The sequence below is a fragment of the Clostridium drakei genome, from assembly GCF_000633595.2.
Lineage (GTDB): Bacteria > Bacillota > Clostridia > Clostridiales > Clostridiaceae > Clostridium_AM > Clostridium_AM drakei.
In genome coordinates this window covers 253,905-273,314 of sequence record NZ_JIBU02000023.1, presented here as the reverse complement: position 1 = coordinate 273,314, position 19,410 = coordinate 253,905, and the positions used below count along the sequence as shown (strand labels likewise).

At 29.2% G+C, this 19,410-nt stretch carries 17 protein-coding genes; all 17 read left to right on the top strand.

The features are described 5' to 3' along the window. Positions 1 to 5: 5 nt before the first annotated feature. The 17 genes from EG57_RS0213080 (at position 6) to EG57_RS0213000 (ending at position 19,330) form a co-directional block, all read left to right on the top strand. Positions 6 to 944, top strand: a complete 939-nt coding sequence (locus tag EG57_RS0213080) for a bifunctional riboflavin kinase/FAD synthetase (RefSeq protein ID WP_032077637.1) — start codon at positions 6 to 8, stop codon at positions 942 to 944. 115 nt (positions 945 to 1,059) lie between these two features. Continuing rightward, positions 1,060 to 1,323, top strand: coding sequence for a 30S ribosomal protein S15 (gene rpsO / locus EG57_RS0213075; RefSeq protein WP_029161513.1), 264 nt, complete (start codon positions 1,060 to 1,062; stop codon positions 1,321 to 1,323). A 154-nt stretch (positions 1,324 to 1,477) separates the two neighbouring features. Next, the gene (locus EG57_RS0213070; protein ID WP_032077636.1) at positions 1,478 to 3,592 is read left to right on the top strand and encodes a polyribonucleotide nucleotidyltransferase; all 2,115 of its coding nucleotides are present in this window, start codon (positions 1,478 to 1,480) and stop codon (positions 3,590 to 3,592) included. 76 nt (positions 3,593 to 3,668) lie between these two features. Beyond that, positions 3,669 to 4,967 (top strand): M16 family metallopeptidase, encoded by a 1,299-nt coding sequence (locus EG57_RS0213065; RefSeq protein WP_032077635.1) that lies wholly within the window; start codon positions 3,669 to 3,671, stop codon positions 4,965 to 4,967. A gap of 68 nt (positions 4,968 to 5,035) precedes the next feature. Next, complete coding sequence (locus tag EG57_RS0213060; protein WP_032077634.1) at positions 5,036 to 5,308, top strand: YlmC/YmxH family sporulation protein; 273 nt, start codon at positions 5,036 to 5,038, stop codon at positions 5,306 to 5,308. Positions 5,309 to 5,362: 54 nt separating this feature from the next. Next, positions 5,363 to 6,568 (top strand): aspartate kinase, encoded by a 1,206-nt coding sequence (gene dapG, locus EG57_RS0213055; RefSeq protein ID WP_032077633.1) that lies wholly within the window; start codon positions 5,363 to 5,365, stop codon positions 6,566 to 6,568. A 64-nt stretch (positions 6,569 to 6,632) separates the two neighbouring features. Continuing rightward, positions 6,633 to 7,304, top strand: coding sequence for a ClpP family protease (locus tag EG57_RS0213050; protein WP_032077632.1), 672 nt, complete (start codon positions 6,633 to 6,635; stop codon positions 7,302 to 7,304). Between the two features lie 110 nt (positions 7,305 to 7,414). Further along, complete coding sequence (locus EG57_RS0213045) at positions 7,415 to 9,679, top strand: DNA translocase FtsK (protein WP_032077631.1); 2,265 nt, start codon at positions 7,415 to 7,417, stop codon at positions 9,677 to 9,679. 96 nt (positions 9,680 to 9,775) lie between these two features. Further along, on the top strand, positions 9,776 to 11,113 hold the full coding sequence (gene rimO / locus EG57_RS0213040) for a 30S ribosomal protein S12 methylthiotransferase RimO (protein WP_032077630.1): 1,338 nt from the start codon (positions 9,776 to 9,778) through the stop codon (positions 11,111 to 11,113). Continuing rightward, entirely contained in the window at positions 11,097 to 11,684 is a 588-nt protein-coding gene (pgsA, locus tag EG57_RS0213035; protein ID WP_032077629.1) for a CDP-diacylglycerol--glycerol-3-phosphate 3-phosphatidyltransferase, read from the top strand. The genes rimO and pgsA overlap by 17 nt, the downstream gene beginning before the upstream one ends. A 306-nt stretch (positions 11,685 to 11,990) precedes the next feature. Then, positions 11,991 to 13,067 carry a recombinase RecA gene (recA, locus tag EG57_RS0213030; RefSeq protein WP_032077628.1) on the top strand — a complete coding sequence of 359 codons (1,077 nt, stop codon included), beginning with the start codon at positions 11,991 to 11,993 and terminating at the stop codon, positions 13,065 to 13,067. 263 nt (positions 13,068 to 13,330) lie between these two features. Further along, positions 13,331 to 14,872, top strand: coding sequence for a ribonuclease Y (gene rny, locus EG57_RS0213025; protein WP_032077627.1), 1,542 nt, complete (start codon positions 13,331 to 13,333; stop codon positions 14,870 to 14,872). 140 nt (positions 14,873 to 15,012) lie between these two features. Continuing rightward, entirely contained in the window at positions 15,013 to 15,273 is a 261-nt protein-coding gene (spoVS, locus tag EG57_RS0213020) for a stage V sporulation protein SpoVS (RefSeq protein WP_007060056.1), read from the top strand. Positions 15,274 to 15,412: 139 nt separating this feature from the next. Further along, positions 15,413 to 16,279: a decaprenyl-phosphate phosphoribosyltransferase gene (locus EG57_RS0213015; RefSeq protein WP_032077626.1), complete on the top strand. Its 867-nt coding sequence runs from the start codon at positions 15,413 to 15,415 to the stop codon at positions 16,277 to 16,279. A 38-nt stretch (positions 16,280 to 16,317) separates the two neighbouring features. Beyond that, positions 16,318 to 17,571, top strand: coding sequence for a glycosyltransferase family 39 protein (locus EG57_RS0213010; RefSeq protein WP_032077625.1), 1,254 nt, complete (start codon positions 16,318 to 16,320; stop codon positions 17,569 to 17,571). Continuing rightward, positions 17,568 to 17,924, top strand: coding sequence for an SMR family transporter (locus EG57_RS0213005; RefSeq protein WP_032077624.1), 357 nt, complete (start codon positions 17,568 to 17,570; stop codon positions 17,922 to 17,924). The genes EG57_RS0213010 and EG57_RS0213005 overlap by 4 nt, the downstream gene beginning before the upstream one ends. A gap of 212 nt (positions 17,925 to 18,136) precedes the next feature. Beyond that, complete coding sequence (locus EG57_RS0213000; protein WP_032077623.1) at positions 18,137 to 19,330, top strand: pyridoxal phosphate-dependent aminotransferase; 1,194 nt, start codon at positions 18,137 to 18,139, stop codon at positions 19,328 to 19,330. Positions 19,331 to 19,410: the final 80 nt, after the last annotated feature.

Sequence of the window (19,410 nt, the reverse complement as noted above, 5' to 3'; positions counted from 1 at the left end):
TTAATATGATTATAATGGAGGATAACTTTAAAAAATATTTACAGTATAATACATATATTGCACTAGGAAGTTTTGATGGGATACATATAGGACATGTTAGCTTAGTAAATAAAACAATAAAGCTTGCAACAAAAAATCAGGCTAAAAGTATGATATTTACTTTTAAGAATCATCCACTTAGTATTATAAATAAAGAAATGGCACCTAAGATTATTATGGATAATTCCAACAAAATAGAAGTTTTAGAATCTTTTGGTCTAGATATAATAAATATGGCCAATTTTGATAAAGAACTTATGATGTTATCACCAGAAGATTTTATATTAAATTTAGTAAGTCATTATAGAGCTAAAGGCATAGTAGTAGGATTTAATAATAGGTTTGGATATAAAAATCTTGGTGATGTGGAACTGTTAAAAAAATTAAGTAAAAAGTATGGCTTTGACCTTTGTGTGGTTGATCCAGTAAAATATAAAGCCCAAGTAGTTAGTAGTTCAGTCATAAGAAGTATTATCTCTGACGAAGGTGATATGAAAAAGGTAAATAAAATGCTTACTAGACCTTTTATGCTGCAAGGTAATGTAGTTAAAGGAAAGCAATTAGGCAGAACATTAGGATTTCCAACTGTAAATTTGAATTATGATAAAAGATTTGTACTTCCAAGAGGTGGTGTTTATTACACTTTAGTAAAGTATGAAGATAAATTTTTTAGAGGAATAACGAATGTGGGATATAATCCAACTGTAGAAGACAATAAATTAAGCGTAGAAACCCATATTTTGGATTTTGATGAAAATATATACAATAAGCATATAAAAATATATTTTGTGGATAGAATAAGAGATGAAAAAAAGTTTGATTCTGTGCAATTTTTAGCTGAACAGCTAAAAAAAGATAAAATATATGCAAAAAAGCAAAAATTAGAAATTAATTTTAAAAATTAATTTACAAGTGTATTTAGATTTGTTATAATACGTTTGTGATCCTTATGCTAAGAAACTCGACTTGCCGACGCTTTTCTTGGAATAAAGGGGATTAACATTTGGAGGTGTAGGTTTAATGGAAAAGGCAATAAAAGAAGAATTAATGAAAAAGTATGCAAGACATGAAGGAGATACAGGTTCTCCAGAAGTGCAAATAGCATTACTTACTCAAAGAATTAATCATTTAAATGAGCATTTAAAGACTCATAAGAAAGATCATCATTCAAGAAGAGGTCTTTTAATGATGGTTGGTAAAAGAAGAGGTCTTTTAAACTACTTAATGAATCAAGATATTGCAAGATATCGTGCTATTATCGAAAAGTTAAATTTAAGAAAATAGTTTTATTAGAGCGGCTTAAGACCGCTCTATTATTTTAAACAATAATTTTAAAAATTATTGTAAATTCATAGTTGAATTAGTTTAATAATTGTATAATATAATTGATAAATAATGATAATAATATTATAACCATTGAGAGGAGGTTAATTTATTTATGAATCAAACACTAGAAACTACTGTTGCAGGAAGAACCCTTAAAATTGATTTTGGCAAAGTTGGAATGCTTTCAAATTGTGCTTTGCTTGTAAGTTATGGTGAAACAGTAGTACTTATTAATGCAAATGCTTCAGATAAACCAAGGGAAGGGGTTGATTTCTTTCCTTTAAGTATAGAATATGAAGAAAGACTATATGCTGTAGGTAAAATACCAGGAGGATTTATTAAGAGGGAAGGAAAACCTTCAGAGAAAGCAATTCTCCATGCTAGAGCTATAGATAGACCTTTAAGACCATTGTTCCCAAAGGGATATAGAAATGACGTACAGGTAGTATGTACTGTAGTATCTGTAGAGCAGGATAATGCTCCTGATATATTAGCTATAAATGGTGCATCAATAGCTTTAAGCCTTTCAAGTATTCCTTTTAACACACCTTTAGGTGCTGTATCTGTAGGATTAATTGATGATGAATTTGTAATAAATCCAACATTAGAACAAAGAGAAAAAAGCACATTAAACTTAACTGTATGCGCTACTAAAGAAAGAGTTATGATGGTTGAAGCTGGTGGATCTGAAATACCAGAAGATGTAATGTATGATGCTATCATGTTTGGATTTGAAGAATGCAAAAAAATAGTAGCTTTCCAAGAAGAGGCTATGAAAAAATTAGGTAAACAAAAAGTAGAACCTACTTTATATAAAGTAGATGAAGGTTTAGAAAAAGAAGTTAGAGATTTTTCTTTTGAGATGATAAAAGAAGCTATGTACATAATGGATAAAGATGAAAGAAATGCTGCCATAGATTCTGCGAAAGAAAAAATTAATAATGAATTTGAAGAAAAATATTCAGATAATGGTGCAGATATAGCAGAAGTAGTATATAAACTTCAAAAAGAAATAGTAAGAAATATGCTTTTAAATGAAAATAGAAGACCTGATGGAAGAGGTTTTGAGCAAATAAGGCCTATAAGCTGTGAGGTTGGGTTACTTCCAAGAACGCATGGTACAGGTTTATTTACAAGAGGATTAACTCAAGTAATGACTGTGGCTACTTTAGGTGCTTTAGGAGATGTACAAATTCTTGATGGAATTGGTTCAGAAGAATTCAAAAGATATATGCATCACTATAACTTCCCATCTTATAGTGTAGGAGAAGTTAGACCTTTAAGAGGACCAGGAAGAAGAGAAATAGGTCATGGAGCTTTAGCAGAAAAAGCTTTGGAGCCACTTATACCAAATGAAGATAATTTCCCATATACAATAAGGCTTGTATCAGAAGTTTTAAGTTCAAATGGTTCAACTTCTCAAGCTAGTGTATGTGGTAGTACTTTAGCACTTTTAGATGCTGGTGTACCAATAAAAAGACCAGCAGCAGGTATAGCTATGGGACTTATAACTAGTGAAGATTTATCTAAAGAGAAGGTTTTAACTGATATACAAGGTATAGAGGATTTCTTTGGAGATATGGACTTTAAAGTAGCTGGTACAGAGGTTGGAATTACTGCTATACAATTTGATACAAAAATTCATGGATTATCAAATGATTGTATAAAGGAAACTCTAGATAAGGCTAAAAAAGCTAGATTATTTATATTGGAAAAAATCAATGATTGTATCAGTGGACCAAGAGAAGAGCTATCAAAGTATGCTCCTAAAACTTATACAATGAATATTGATCCTGATAAAATAAGAGATGTAATAGGACCTGGTGGAAAGGTAATAAATAAGATTATTGCTGAAACTGGTGTTAAAATTGATATAAAAGAAGATGGAAAAATATTTGTAATGTGTGATGATAGCACATGTGCAAAAAGAGCTTTGAAAATTATAGATGATTTAACTAGAGAAGTAAAATCAGGAGAAATTTATTTAGGAAAAGTTACTAAAACAACAAATTTTGGTGCCTTTGTAGAAATACTTCCTGGCAAGGAGGGATTAGTTCATATATCTAAGCTTGACTTTGCTAGAGTAAATAAGGTTGAAGATATAGTATCTGTTGGAGATGAAATACTTGTTAAGGTAACAGACATTGATAATCAGGGTAGAATTAATCTATCAAGAAAAGATGCTATAAAAGATTCAGAGGAAAAAGAATCAAAAGAAGAAGAATAAAAATAGAAGGGCATTATGATGCCTTTTTATTTTTATGTAGGGTAGAAAAAATTATGTAATTCCTTAGGAGGAAATAATGTATAATTTATTTAAGTTGAATAATGGATTAAGAGTTGTTGTAGAAAATATAGATTATGTTAATTCTGTAAGTGTAGGTTTGTGGGTGGAAAATGGTTCAAGAAATGAAGATAAAACTAATAGTGGAATTTCTCATTTTATAGAACATATGTTTTTTAAAGGTACAAAAAAGAGAACTGCACTTGAAATAGCTGAATGCATAGAAGATGTTGGAGGTCAAATAAATGCTTTTACAGGAAAAGAAGCTACATGCTTTTATATAAAAGCTTTAGATTCACATTTAGAATTAAGTTTAGATGTAATATCAGATATGCTTTTTAATAGTAAATTTTCCACTGAAGACATAGAAAAAGAAAAAAGTGTTGTAATAGAAGAAATAAATATGAATGAAGATTCACCAGAAGATGTATTATCAGATCTTCACAGTGAAGCTATATGGGGAGAAGATCCTATATCACTTCCTATCTTAGGGAACATAGATACAGTAAAATCTTTTACAAAAGATCAAATAGAAAAATATATTTCTTCATACTATATACCTGAAAATTCAATAATATCTATTGCAGGAAAATTTGATATGTCCAATATAGAAAAGCTGGTAGAAAAATATTTTGGACATTGGAATAGTAATAATAAAAAAATTACTGTTTATTCAAAACCAGAATTACAGCAAAATCATCTTTTTAAGAAAAAAAGTATAGAACAACTTCATCTAAGTTTAGGTATGCCAGGGATTGAAACAGGAAATGACAACATTTATACATTACTACTTTTAAGCAACATATTTGGTGGGGGAGCTTCTTCTATATTATTTCAAAAAATAAGAGAAGAAAAAGGTTTTTGCTATTCAATTTATTCATATGTTTCAGCTTTTAATAATACAGGTGTATTAAATATATATACTAGTTTAAATCCTAAGTATGCAGCAGATGTAGTATTTACTATAAAGGAAGAAGTAGAAAAGTTCACCAAAACTGGTGTGAGTAAAGAAAAACTAGCTAAAGCTAAAGAACAACTTAAAGGAAGCTATATTTTAGGTTTGGAAAGCACTAGTAGTAGGATGTTTAACAATGGCAAATCAGTTTTATTTTTAAATAGAATTAATACACCAGAACATATTATAGAAAAGATTAATAGAATAGATGAAGAAAGTTTAAATTTTGTTATGAAAAAAAGCTTTGAAAGAGGTATAATAAATTCAGCTTTTGTAGGAGAAAAGATAGATTTATCTATTTTAACTGATATAATACAAAAAGATACTGTACCTTTCAGAAACTCCAAAAGTAAGCAGGTGTAATAACTACCTAATATAATTCATAGTATTAAAAATAAGCTTAACTATAATTATATTAGGAGGTATTTAAAATGAGTGATAACGTAAAATTATATAGTGAAATGGAAAGATATGAAATAATAAATGTAAACGATGGAGACAAGTTTAATTCATTAGGAAATAATGATATTGTTATTAACGAAGAAGGAGATTTAAAACTATTAATATTGAATAATAGCAAATCTAAACTTGGATTGTTCGGAAAGACAGAATTTATAGAAGCACCATGGGAATGTGTAAAAAAGATTGGTTCAAAAACTATAATAATAGATGCGGATGAAAAAATGATAAAGAGATCTCATTAACATAAAAGAGGTCTCCTTAATATAATATTAATATAAATTTTTATGGAGGGAAAAATGAATATATTAGTACAAAAATTTGGAGGGACCTCTGTTTCTACTCACGAAAGAAGACTAATGGTGGTTGATAAAATATTGAAAGCTAAAAAAGAAGGATTTTCACCAGTAGTAATAGTATCTGCTATGGGAAGAAAAGGTCAGCCATATGCAACGGATACTCTTCTTTCATTAATAGGTGAAGAATTTAAAAATAGTAATAAATTAGCTGCAGATTTATTAATGAGTTGTGGAGAAATTATAAGTACTGTAGTGATGAGTGAGGAATTAAATAAGAAAAATTTGCAATCAGTACCGCTAACAGGAGGACAAGCAGGAATTATAACTAGCGATAATTACAATGATGCTTCTGTTTTAAGAGTAGACACAGATAATATAATGAATGTAATAAAACAAGGAAAAATTCCAGTAGTGGCAGGTTTTCAAGGAAGAAGTGAAAAAGGTTTTATTACTACTCTGGGAAGAGGAGGAAGTGATGTTACAGCTTCACTTTTAGGAGTAGCGTTAAAAGCTAAAGAAGTTCAAATATATACAGATGTAGATGGCATAATGACTGCAGATCCAAGAATAGTTTCAGATGCGTTACTAATTGAAAAAATAGGGTATAATGAAGTTTTTCAATTTGCAGATCAAGGAGCAAAGGTAATACATCCTCGTGCTGTAGAAGTTGCAATGAAAGGGAATATACCTCTTGTTATTAAGAATACTCTTAATGAGTGTAAGGGAACTATAATAAGTAATGATACAATGCAAAATTCACATAATGTTATAACTGGAATAACTTCTATGGGAGATAGAGTTCAAATTACGGTAGAATTTGAACAAAATAAAAATAATGAAAATTATCATATATTGTTAGATGAATTGGCTAATGATATGATAAGTATAGATTTAATTAATGTATTTCCAAAAGAAAAAATATTTACTATTGATGAGAAAGATATGGAAAATTTTAAAATAGTCATGGAGAATTTAGGGTTAAAATATTCTTTTGTTGAGCATTGTACAAAAATTGCTGTAATTGGAAGTAGGATGAGAGGCATTCCAGGTGTTATGGCAAAGATATTGAAAACACTTCTAATGAATAATGTAGAAGTACTTCAAACTGCAGATTCACATACAACTATATGGTGTCTTGTAGAAGATAAGGATTCAGATAATGCTATAAATTCACTTCATAGTGAATTTAAGTTGGGAAAAGAATAGTATTAAAATGAATAGGTGTCCTCTTTAATGCATAAAATAAATTTGTATTAAGGAGGGGATTATTATGCCAGAAGAGAATGATAATAAAAATGAAAATCTGGAAAGTATAAAAGAACTAGGTGTTATGAGTAATGAAAAAAGTAAGGATAAAATTCAAGTGCTTCCTATAATAGGTCAAATTGAAGGACACATGATTTTACCTCCTCAAAGTAAAAGTACTAAGTATGAACATGTTATACCTCAATTAATAAATATAGAAAATGACGAAAATATAGAAGGATTGCTAATAGTTTTAAATACTGTAGGTGGTGATGTTGAAGCAGGACTTGCAATAGCTGAGATGATAAGGAGCTTAAGTAAGCCTACAGTTTCTTTAGTTATTGGAGGAGGACACTCCATAGGAGTACCACTTGCTACTGCTGCAGATTATTCTTTTATATCACCTTCAGCTACTATGATCATTCATCCGATAAGAATGAATGGTTTAATTATAGGTGTACCTCAAACCTTTGAATATTTTAACAAAATGCAGGAAAGAATAACAGAATTTATAGTGAGAACATCCAAAATAAAGAGAGAACAGGTTCAAAAGCTTATGGTTCAGACAGATGAGCTTTTAAATGATATGGGTACTATATTAATAGGAGAACAGGCAGTAGAAGCTGGACTTATAGACGGAGTAGGAGGTATAAGTGATGCTATAAAGAAATTAAATGTTCTTATGGAGAAAAAATAATTTTCATTAAAAATCACCATAGGTGAATCCTATGGTAATTTATATTTATAGAAAATTTGAAAGGAAATCTTTATTAAATGTAGAATTATTAACTGGAGGTGATAAGTTACATGGCTAGAAAAATGGCTAGGAAAAAGGAAAAATATGAATTGAACAGTGATATAAAAGGCATTTTATTAGTTACTGTAGGAGTACTTATGGTAATTAGTGTTTTTTCTTCTGGAGCCTCAGGCATCTTAGGCAAGTTTGTAAGAAAGATATTAATAGCCATCGCAGGACTTGGAGCCTTTATTTTTCCTATTTTAATAATTTTTATAGGATTTTGTTGCATAGTAAAAAAAAATAGGATTAGTTTTAGTAAAAAATTTTATGGAATACTAATTTTTATAATAGATACTTTATTATTTATACAGTTGATATTAATGCCTAATTATTATGTAAATAATGATATAAGTTTAGGTATAAAAAAGATATATGAAACAGACAAAATATTGCATGGAGGAATTATAAGTTTTTTAATTGATATACCTTTGCTAAATTTATTTGGTACTGCAGGATGCTATGTTATTTTTATTGCTATATATATAATATGTTTCATATTAATGAGTAAAATTACCATATATGATATATTACATAATATTAAGTATGCATTAAAAGATGATAGTATGGATGATGAAATTATCCAAGAAAAAGAAGATATAAAAGATAATCACTTAGAAAATAACGATGAAAAGCAAAGCTTCATAAAAAATATAAATAATAGAATAAAAATATTAGATTTTATGAAGTCGGGAGATAAGAAAACTGATGAAGAAGTAAAGGATATTGAGGTTAAAAAAGATGAAAAATTAAGGGACAAGGTTCCTGAAGTACAAGTTCAGTGTGCTGCAGATAGAGCAGTAGATGATTCAATTAACATGGAACTCAATAGGCAGATAAAATTAGATCATAATGTACAAAGTATTAAATATAAAACTCCACCAATAGATTTGCTTAAGCTTAATGTTCAATCTAAATTAAATAAAGAAGATAAAAGGGAATTAATCACTAATGCTAATAAGTTAGTTGAGACTTTAGCTAGTTTTGGTGTTGAGGCTAATGTCAATCAAGTTAGTAAAGGACCTTCAGTCACCAGATTTGAATTACAGCCAAGTCCAGGAGTAAAGGTAAGTAAAATAGTAAATTTATCTGATGACATAGCATTAGGACTCGCAGCTTCAGGAGTTAGAATAGAAGCTCCTATACCTGGTAAATCTGCCATAGGAATAGAAGTACCTAATAGAGATTTAACACCTGTTTATTTGAGAGAAGTTATAGAGTCACCTGAATTTGTAAATTATAATAAAAATTTAGTTTATTGCTTAGGAAAAGATATAGGAGGAAATTGTGTTGTATCTGATCTTAGCAAAATGCCGCATATGCTTATAGCAGGTGCAACTGGTTCGGGTAAAAGTGTATGCATAAATACCCTTATAATAAGTTTGCTTTATAAATACTCACCAGAAAATGTAAAACTTTTAATGATAGATCCTAAAGTAGTTGAACTTAGTGTTTACAATGGAATACCTCATCTTTTAATACCTGTGGTTACAGACCCTAAAAAAGCTGCAGGTGCTTTAAATTGGGCTGTTCAAGAAATGACTAGAAGATATAAACTTTTTGCGGAAAATTCAGTTAGAAATATTGAAGGTTATAATGAATTGTTTGAAAAAGGTAAAATTGAAAGTAAATTACCTTTTGTGGTAATAATTATTGATGAATTAGCAGATTTAATGATGGTATGCCCAAACGATATTGAAGATTATATAGGAAGATTAGCACAAATGGCAAGAGCGGCAGGTATGCATTTAGTTATTGCAACTCAAAGACCTTCTGTTGACGTTATTACAGGAGTCATAAAAGCTAATATACCATCCAGAATATCTTTTGCTGTATCAAGTCAGATAGATTCTCGAACTATACTTGATACTACTGGTGCAGAAAAGCTTTTGGGTAAAGGAGACATGTTATTTTATCCTGTAGGAGAGCCTAAGCCTGTAAGAATACAAGGAGCATTCATTTCAGAAAATGAAGTAGAAAATGTGGTTAACTTTATTAAAGAACAGCAGGGAGAACCAGAATATAAAGATGAAATAATAAGTCAAATAGATAGTAGTGCAAGTGGAAGCAATTCAGAATGTGATGAATTATTGAGCGAAGCCACTAGAATAGTTGTTGATGCAGGTCAAGCTTCTACATCGCTTTTACAAAGGAGACTTAGAATAGGATATAATAGAGCTGCTAGGATAATAGATCAAATGGAGGAAAGAGGAATTATTTCAGGGAGAGATGGAAGTAAACCAAGACAGGTGCTTATAAATCGAGAAGATTTGTAATTAAATCTAAAAACTTACTTGTAAAATATAAAAAGTAGATTTAAAATAAAGTGTGTGTTTTTTAATTTTAACAGTATATATTCAGGAGGAAAAATAGTGGATAATTTAAAAGTTGGACTAATAAGTTTGGGCTGTGATAAAAATAGAATAGATTCTGAAATTATTCTCAGCAATATTAAAGCTAACAATGAAATAGTAAGTGATGCAAAAAAAGCAGACATAATAATTGTAAACACCTGTGGATTTATAGAAACTTCAAAACAAGAATCTATAGATACTATATTGGAAATGGCTAAATATAAAAATAAATATAATTGTAAATTGCTTGTAGTAACAGGATGTCTTACTCAAAGATATGGTAAAGAACTTATGGAGCTTATGCCGGAAATAGATGTAATGCTGGGAGTTAATGATTATGATAAATTGAATGAAAGCATAGATAAGTGTATTAAAAATAGTGAAGAAAAAGTTTACAGTTGTGAATATACAGATATAGGAGTAAATGAAGGAGAAAGAATTTTAACAACTCCGTCTCATACAGCTTACATTAGAATAGCAGAAGGATGTAATAATTTTTGTACTTATTGTATAATTCCTAAAATAAGAGGAAAATATAGAAGTAGATCAATGGAAAATATTATAAAAGAAGCACAAAGTTTATCAAAGCAAGGTGTCAAGGAAATAATACTTGTAGCTCAAGATACAACTAGATATGGAACAGACATATATGGTAAGAAAGCTCTTAGTGAACTTATACGTAAGCTTTCTAAAATAGAGAATATTCATTGGATAAGAGTACTTTATTGTTATCCAGAAGAAATTACCGAAGAACTTATAGATGAAATAGCAACTAATTCTAAAGTGTGTAAATATTTAGATATTCCACTGCAACATATAAGTAATAATGTTTTAAAAGCTATGGGGAGAAGAGGAACTAAAGAAGAGATATTAAATAACATAAATAAACTTCGAGAAAAAGTAAAAAATATTGTACTTAGAACATCCATTATAGTAGGTTTTCCGGGAGAAACTGATGAAGACTTTCAAGAATTAAAAGATTTTATTAAAGAAGAAAAAATAGATAAATTAGGAGTGTTTAAATATTCAAGAGAAGATGGAACTCCAGCAGCTTTAATGAAGAATCAAATTGATGAAAGTATAAAAGAAAGTCGCGAAGAAGAACTGATGAGTGTCCAACAGGGAATATCAAAACAAATTAATAGCAGTAAAATTGGAAGAATATATGAAGTTATTGTAGAAGGTAAAGAAGAAGAATGGTATGGAAGAAGTTATGAAATGACACCAGAGATAGATGGGTTAGTATACTTTAACAGTGATGAAAATTTAAAAGTTGGCTCTATAGTTAACGTAAGGATTACTCATAGCTTAGAATATGATTTAATAGGAGTTGTATGTGATGAATCTTGCAAATAAACTTACAATATTAAGAATTTTATTAATTCCTTTCTTTCTAATATTTATAACTATAAAAGGTGTACCTTATGGTAAACTTATTGCTATTGCTATATTTGTAATAGCTTCAATTACAGATAAACTGGATGGATACATAGCAAGAAGTAGAAATCAAGTAACTAGATTTGGTAAGTTTATGGATCCTTTGGCAGATAAGCTATTAGTTACTGCAGCATTAATATCATTAGTGGAATATCGTATAATACCAAATTGGGTAGCTACAATAATTATTGCTAGGGAATTTGCAGTAACAGGATTGAGAACAGTGGCTGCAGCAGAAGGGATAGTTATAGCAGCTAGTAAATGGGGAAAAGCTAAAACAGTAACTCAAATAATAGCAATCGTATTAGCACTGGTAAATTTAAATTATAATCATGTATCTTTGGGAATTGTTAGAAGGTTCATTAATTATCCACATAAATTTTTAAATATAACTACAGATGTAGCAATGGGATTAGCAGTGATTATTACTATAATTTCAGGTGTGGATTATTTTGTTAAAAATAAGGAAGTAATGAGAGCAGACAAATAGGAAATAGAGCTTAGTGCGAGAATTAAAATGTGATACAATCTTTTAGTGAATATTGAGTAGTTAAGAAAGTTATTAATCATTATTTACTTTGAAAATTGTATCTTATTTTTTTATTTGTGGACTAGATATATGTAATTATGTCAATAATCATATTGTAAAGTTAAAAATGTTATTTTTAAAATTATATTTATGTAGTTGACCATAAATGTAATATATTATATAATTAGTTTAGAACAAGTGTTCGAATTTGTGATAAACGAGTTTTAGATTATTATATACTGTAATTTAAGAAAGGAAGTGACCCTTTTGGGAAACGTTAATGGCGAAAAGTTAAAGGCTTTAGAGGCTGCACTTGGACAGATAGAGAAGCAATTTGGAAAAGGATCTATAATGAAATTAGGAGAACATAGTACTTTAGATATAGAAGCTATATCTACAGGGTGTTTAGATCTTGATATAGCTTTGGGTATAGGTGGTGTTCCAAGAGGAAGAGTAGTAGAGATATATGGACCTGAATCTTCAGGTAAAACTACTGTTGCATTGCATATAGTAGCTGAAGCACAAAAAGCTGCAGGAGCTGCTGCATTTATAGATGCAGAGCATGCATTAGATCCAGTTTATGCAAAAGCATTAGGAGTAGATATAGAAAACTTAATAGTATCTCAGCCAGATACAGGAGAACAAGCACTAGAAATAGCTGAAGCTTTAGTAAGATCTGGGGCTGTAGATGTAATTGTTGTAGATTCTGTTGCAGCTTTGGTTCCTAAAGCTGAAATAGAAGGAGAAATGGGAGATTCACATGTGGGGTTACAGGCAAGACTTATGTCTCAAGCTTTGAGAAAACTTACAGGGGCTATAAATAAATCAAAATGTGTAATTATATTTATAAATCAATTAAGAGAAAAAGTTGGTATCATGTTTGGAAATCCTGAAACTACACCAGGTGGAAGAGCATTAAAATTTTATGCTTCAGTGAGAATGGACATTAGAAGAATAGATTCCATAAAACAAGGAGATTCTATTGTAGGTAATAGAACAAGAGTAAAAGTTACTAAAAATAAAGTTGCACCACCATTTAAACAAGCAGAATTTGATATAATGTATAATCAAGGAATATCAAGAGAAGGAAATGTGTTAGATGTAGGAGTAAGAGAAGAACTTGTACAGAAAAGTGGAGCTTGGTTTGCATATAAAGAAAATAGACTTGGTCAAGGAAGAGAAAATGCCAAACAATTTTTAAAGGAAAATTCAAATATACTATATGAAATAGAAAATAAAATAAGAGAAAAATACGAGTTGCCTATTATGAAACCTAGTGCCAATAAAGTTGAAACAAAAAATGAAAATAAATCAAAACAAGAAGCTAATTCTGAAAATAAATAATGTTTAGGTTATCGCAAGTTGTAAAAAACTTGCGATTTTATTAAACAATTATTGGTGTGATTTATTGAAGTAATTAGTAAGAAAGACAATAACTGAAATAATGCACATAAAACTTGACAATGGGCAAAATATAATATAAAATTAAGACAAATTCTGGTTTATCATGTATTAAATTAATTACCAATTGAATAAATATGTCACCTTTTCTATGCTTGCATATTTAACTAAATGATAGATGCACAAAAAGCAAAGGAGGTGTTCATGTGAGTCCTATTATATATGAAATTATTGCTGGCGTAATAATAGCCATTGGTTTATTAGTAGAGTTTTATGTTGTAAAAAATAAAGCGTATGCTATAAAATCACAGGCTCAAGAAGAGTCTAATAGATTAAAAGAAGAAACAGAAAGAGATGCTGAGTCTAAAAAGAAAGAGGCTATACTTGAAGCTAAGGAAGAAGTTCATAAATTAAGATCAGATTTAGAAAAAGAATCAAGAGATAGAAGAAATGAAAGCCAAAGGCTTGAAAGAAGGTTAATCCAAAGAGAAGAATTACTTGATAAAAAAAGTGATATGTTGGAAAAGAGAGAAGAAAATATAAGTAAAAAGCAGCAAGAGATTAATGAAATTCAAGCAAATGTAGAGAAATTGTATGAAAAAGAAAGAGAAGAATTAGAAAAGCTTTCAGGTTTAACAACTGAAGAAGCTAAAGAAATTTTATTAGAAGAAGTTAGTAAGGAAATAAAACATGAATCTGCAATGATGATTAAAGAAGTGGAAACAAAAGCAAAAGAGGAAGCAGACAAGAGAGCAAGAGAAGTAATAACTTGTGCTATCCAAAGGTGTGCAGCAGATCATGTAGCTGAAACTACAGTTCATGTAGTTACTCTTCCTAACGATGAAATGAAAGGAAGAATAATAGGTAGAGAAGGCAGAAACATAAGAACCCTTGAGACTCTTACTGGTGTAGATTTAATTATTGATGATACACCTGAAGCAGTAATTCTTTCAGGATTTGATCCAATAAGGAGAGAAGTAGCGAGAATAGCATTAGAAAAATTGATTATTGATGGAAGAATTCATCCAGCAAGAATCGAAGAAATGGTTGAAAAAGCTAAAAAAGAAGTTGAAAATGATATTAAAGAAGAAGGCGAACAAGCAACTTTTGAAACAGGAGTACACGGTCTTCATTTAGAATTAATAAAGTTATTAGGAAGATTGAAGTATAGGACCAGTTATGGTCAAAATGTACTAAAACATTCTATAGAGGTTGCTTATTTGGCGGGTCTTATGGCTTCAGAACTTGGAATAGATCCAACTATAGCTAAGAGGGCAGGATTATTACATGACATAGGTAAGGCTGTGGATCATGAAGTAGAAGGGCCTCATGCTATCATTGGGTCAGAAGTTGCCAAGAAGTATCGAGAATCTGCTATAATAGTTAATGCTATTGCAGCTCATCATGGGGATGTAGAATCTATATCCTTAGAAGCGGTACTTGTTCAAGCAGCAGATGCAATATCAGCTGCAAGACCTGGAGCAAGAAGAGAAACTTTAGAAGCTTATATTAAAAGATTAGAAAAATTAGAAGAAATAGCAAACACATGTGAAGGGGTAGAAAAGTCATATGCCATTCAAGCAGGTAGAGAAATCAGAATTATGATAAAACCAGAAGAAATTGATGATGCAGGTGCTATTGAAATGGCAAGAAACATAGTTAAAACCATAGAGAATGAATTAGAATATCCTGGTCAAATAAAGGTTAATGTTATAAGAGAAACACGTGCCATCGAATATGCAAAATAGCTAAGATGATAATTATTCCTTTTGAATTCTGTAAAGTTTAAAGCTTTACAAAATTTAAAAGGAATTTTTAATTTTTTGTAGAATATTATAAAGTAGTAACAATAACTAATTAAGTTAATATAACATATAGGAGGTTTATTATGGAAGTATTAAAAGTTTCAGCAAAATCAAGCCCAAATTCAGTTGCAGGTGCTCTAGCAGGAGTTTTAAGAGAACGAGGAGCTGCAGAAATACAAGCTATAGGAGCAGGAGCATTGAATCAAGCTGTAAAAGCTGTGGCTATAGCAAGAGGATTTGTAGCACCAAGTGGAATAGACCTAATATGTATTCCAGCGTTTACTGATATCGAGATAGATGGAGAAGAAAGAACTGCTATAAAGTTAATAGTACAGCCAAGATAAGAATAATAAGATTTATAAAGGGATTTGAATTTTAATTCAAATCCTTTAGTTTTAGCATAATTATATTGACTATATTTTGTGCTGTGCTAAAATGTAAAAGGTATATGATAATACAATCGTTGATTTTTAGGAGGAAAAAATGGACATTAAAGCAATTCTGAAATTATTAAGACCGAAGCAATGGATTAAAAACTGTTTTGTATTTGCAGCCATAGTTTTTTCAGGAAACTTTTTTAATATACATATATTATATTCAAATATTTTAACTTTTATTTTATTTTGTTTTACATCTTCTTTTATATATGTATTAAATGATATAGTTGATATAGAAAAGGATAGATGTCATCCAGATAAAAAAAATAGACCACTGCCAAGTGGAAGAGTATCAAAAAGACAAGCAATTGTTTTGGATTTTTTTATAGTTTGCGGTGTTTTATTTTCTTCATATATGTATTTAAGTATTAAAGTTTCTGCTATGCTTATAATATATATGATAATAAACATAGCATACTGTTTTAAATTAAAAAATATAGTAATTATTGATGTTATGGTAATTACATTTGGATTTGTTTTAAGAGTAGAAAGCGGAAGTCTTGCTACTGGAGTAAGGGTATCTTCATGGCTGTTCTTGTGTACAATTTTATTATCGTTATTTTTAGCACTTAACAAGAGAAAAAGTGAAATTATAACACTAAAAGATAAGAGTGGTTCTCACAGAAAAATACTTGAGGAGTATTCGGTTGCCATGCTTGATAAAATGTTGACTATAGTAACACCATCTATTCTTATGGCCTATTGCTTATATACTTTTAGTTCTGTACAAAGTAAAACTATGATATTTACTATTCCATTTATTTTATATGGAATTTTTAGATATGAGTATTTAATGGACAAGAAGAATATAGGAGGAAAGCCAGAAGATGTGTTTGGAAAGGATAAACCTTTTTTAATAAATATAATTATGTGGGGAATATCAGTTTTGTTCATAATATATTTTAAATTATAATAGCAATTTAAACTTATAGTTTGGAAAGGATTTTATACATGAAAATCAAAAGTTTAAAAGAAAGTATGTATTATAAAGTTATAATAGTTTTGGGATTGATAGCTTCTATACTATGGGTAACTTTTGTAAATACACAGCCCTTTTCTGATTTTGACTATTATTACAACTTATCAGTTAATATAGCCAATGGTCTCCCTTGGGGAGATACTTATACATCTGTAGGGTATTGTATAGTATTAGGAGGCATATTTAAGCTATTTGGAGCTAGTATACTTAAAGCAAAAATATTTAATATATTGCTCATCTTTGTAAGTAATATATGCTTTATTTCCATATTAGATAAATTAGATATTAAAGAAAGAAAAAAGAAAATAATATTTGCTATATTTGTATTTATGCCTAATAACATATTTTATAATAGTATTCTTGCAACAGAAGTGCTATTTACTACAATTTTACTTTTAATTACTAATATATATTTTGGAAATGCAAAATTTAAATATTTATGGATAGGTATTTTGACTGGGTTCAATACTATGGTAAAGCCTTTTTTTGCAATTTTTTTCTTTGCAATATTTTTAGTAGATTTGCTTAAAGAAAAGAAGTTTATGAAGTCTATCAAAAATTCTTTTGTGGTTCTTTTAGTTTCCGCATTAGTGATTTCACCGTGGATTTATAGAAATACAAAGCTAGTAGGTCAACTTACTTATGTTTCTAATAATGGAGGAATAGTTTTATATATAAACAATAACTCTCAAAACAATATAGGAAGATGGATGGCAGCAGAAGAAGTAGAGAATTCTATAGTAAAAACGGATGAATATAAAAGTGCTAATATGACTCAAAAGAATAAAATGTTAAGCAATGCAGCAAAGAATTGGATTAAAGGTCATCCAGTACAGTTTGTAGAATTAGGGATTAAAAGATTGTTTAATACATATTTTGTAGGAGATGATATTTTATATAGTACTTACGGAAGTGGGATAAGCGATCATACTAAAACAACTATGCTAAATATAACCAATAATATAAGAAACTTAGTATTTGGTTTTGGTATTGTATATATATTAATTTACAGCATGTGTATTTTAAGAAGTATATTTAAGAAACAAACTGAGTTATTAAACAAGTTTAATTTATATTTAGTTGTGTTATTTTTTATGTTTACTTCAGTTTATTTTGTGACAGAAGGTCAAGGAAGATATGCTTTTCCTGAAATATTTATAATGATATATAGCTTTTGTAACTTTATTGATGCTTTAATAAATGGATATGAGGAGTTGCGAGTATGATAGGTTTAATTTTAATTTCAGTTTTTTTAGGAGCTATTGGACAGGTTTTAGTTAAATATGGAGCGGTTAATTTGCAGTTGAATTTTTCTGGTAGTTATTTAATACCTAGTATTTTAGGAATTTTGAAAAATGTACCGGTAATGTGCGGTATTATATCTTATGGAGTAAGTTTTTTATTGTGGATAAAAGTTTTAAGTAAAGTGGAGTTAAGTTATGCATATCCTATGGTTAGTATAGGATATGTACTGATCATGTTTTTTTCTTATTTTATTTTTAAAGAAAATATATCAATAATAAGAATAGCAGGTGTTGTTTTTATTATAATAGGTGTAATATTTGTATCTAGAAGTTAAAATTATAAATTTCAGGTAGTAATAAGTGTTTGATATAATAATTAAGTAGATTCGAATATAGTTATTATGCATGAATCAAGTCCGTTAAATTGCAAAAAATAAAATATTTAATTGTAAACATGTAAATATGATGGTATATTATAACTAAACGAAATTTTTAAGTTGCAATTTAGTCAAATATTTAAAATTTACTATATATGGAGGAAGTAAAAATGATACTATCAAAAAAAGCACAGCAAATTCAGCCATCTATTACATTGGCTATAACAGCAAAGGCTAAAAAAATGAAGTCAGAAGGAATTGATGTAATTGGATTTGGAGCTGGAGAACCAGATTTTAATACTCCAGAAAATATACAAAATGCAGCTATCGGAGCTATAAAGCAGGGATTTACGAAGTATACAGCTGCATCTGGAATTACAGAATTAAAAGAAGCTATTGCTAATAAGTTTTATAAGGATAATGGCCTAAAATATAATTCTTCACAGATCATAATTTCTACAGGTGCAAAGCAGTGTTTAGCAAATGCTTTTTCAGCAACATTGAACCCTGGAGACGAAGTTATAATACCAATACCATATTGGGTAAGCTATCCTGAACTAGTAAAATTAGCAGATGGTGTACCTGTATTTATAGAAACTAGTGAAGCTAATAATTTTAAATATGATATAAAAGATTTAGAAAAAGCAATAACAGATAAAACGAAAATTATACTTGTAAATAGTCCTAATAATCCTACAGGAACTGTTTATACAAAAGAAGAATTAACAGCTATAGCGGAATTAGCTAAGAAGCATGATTTAATAATATTATCTGACGAAATATATGAAAAACTTATATATGGAGATGAAAAACATATAAGCATTGGAAGTCTTTCAGAGGATGCTTACAATAGGACTATAACTATAAATGGAGTTTCTAAAACTTATTCTATGACAGGCTGGAGAATTGGATATGCTGCAGCTAATGAAGAAATAATAAAATTGATGTCAAGTCTTCAAAGTCATACCACAGCTAATCCTAATTCAATTGCGCAGTATGCATCTGTAGCAGCTTTAAATGGTGATGAAGAACAAATTGAAAAAATGGTAAAAGAATTTAGAAATAGAAGAGATTACATGGTAAAAAAGATAAATGAAATAGAAAATTTATCTTGTACTGAACCTAAAGGTGCTTTTTATGTAATGATGAATATATCAAAGACATTTGGTAAAAAGTCTAATGAGTGTGAAATTAAGGATTCATTAACTTTTTCACAAGCACTTTTAGAAAAAAAAAAGGTTGCAGTTATACCAGGTATAGGATTTGGTATGGATAACTATGTAAGATTATCTTATGCTACATCTATGGATAACATAAAATCAGGATTAGATAGAATAGAAAAATTCATAACTGAATTGAAATAACAATCATAAATTTAGGTATACTATTATATATAAATAAGTCGACATAAGTAAAATTTGTTACAATGTAACCATTTTCATAC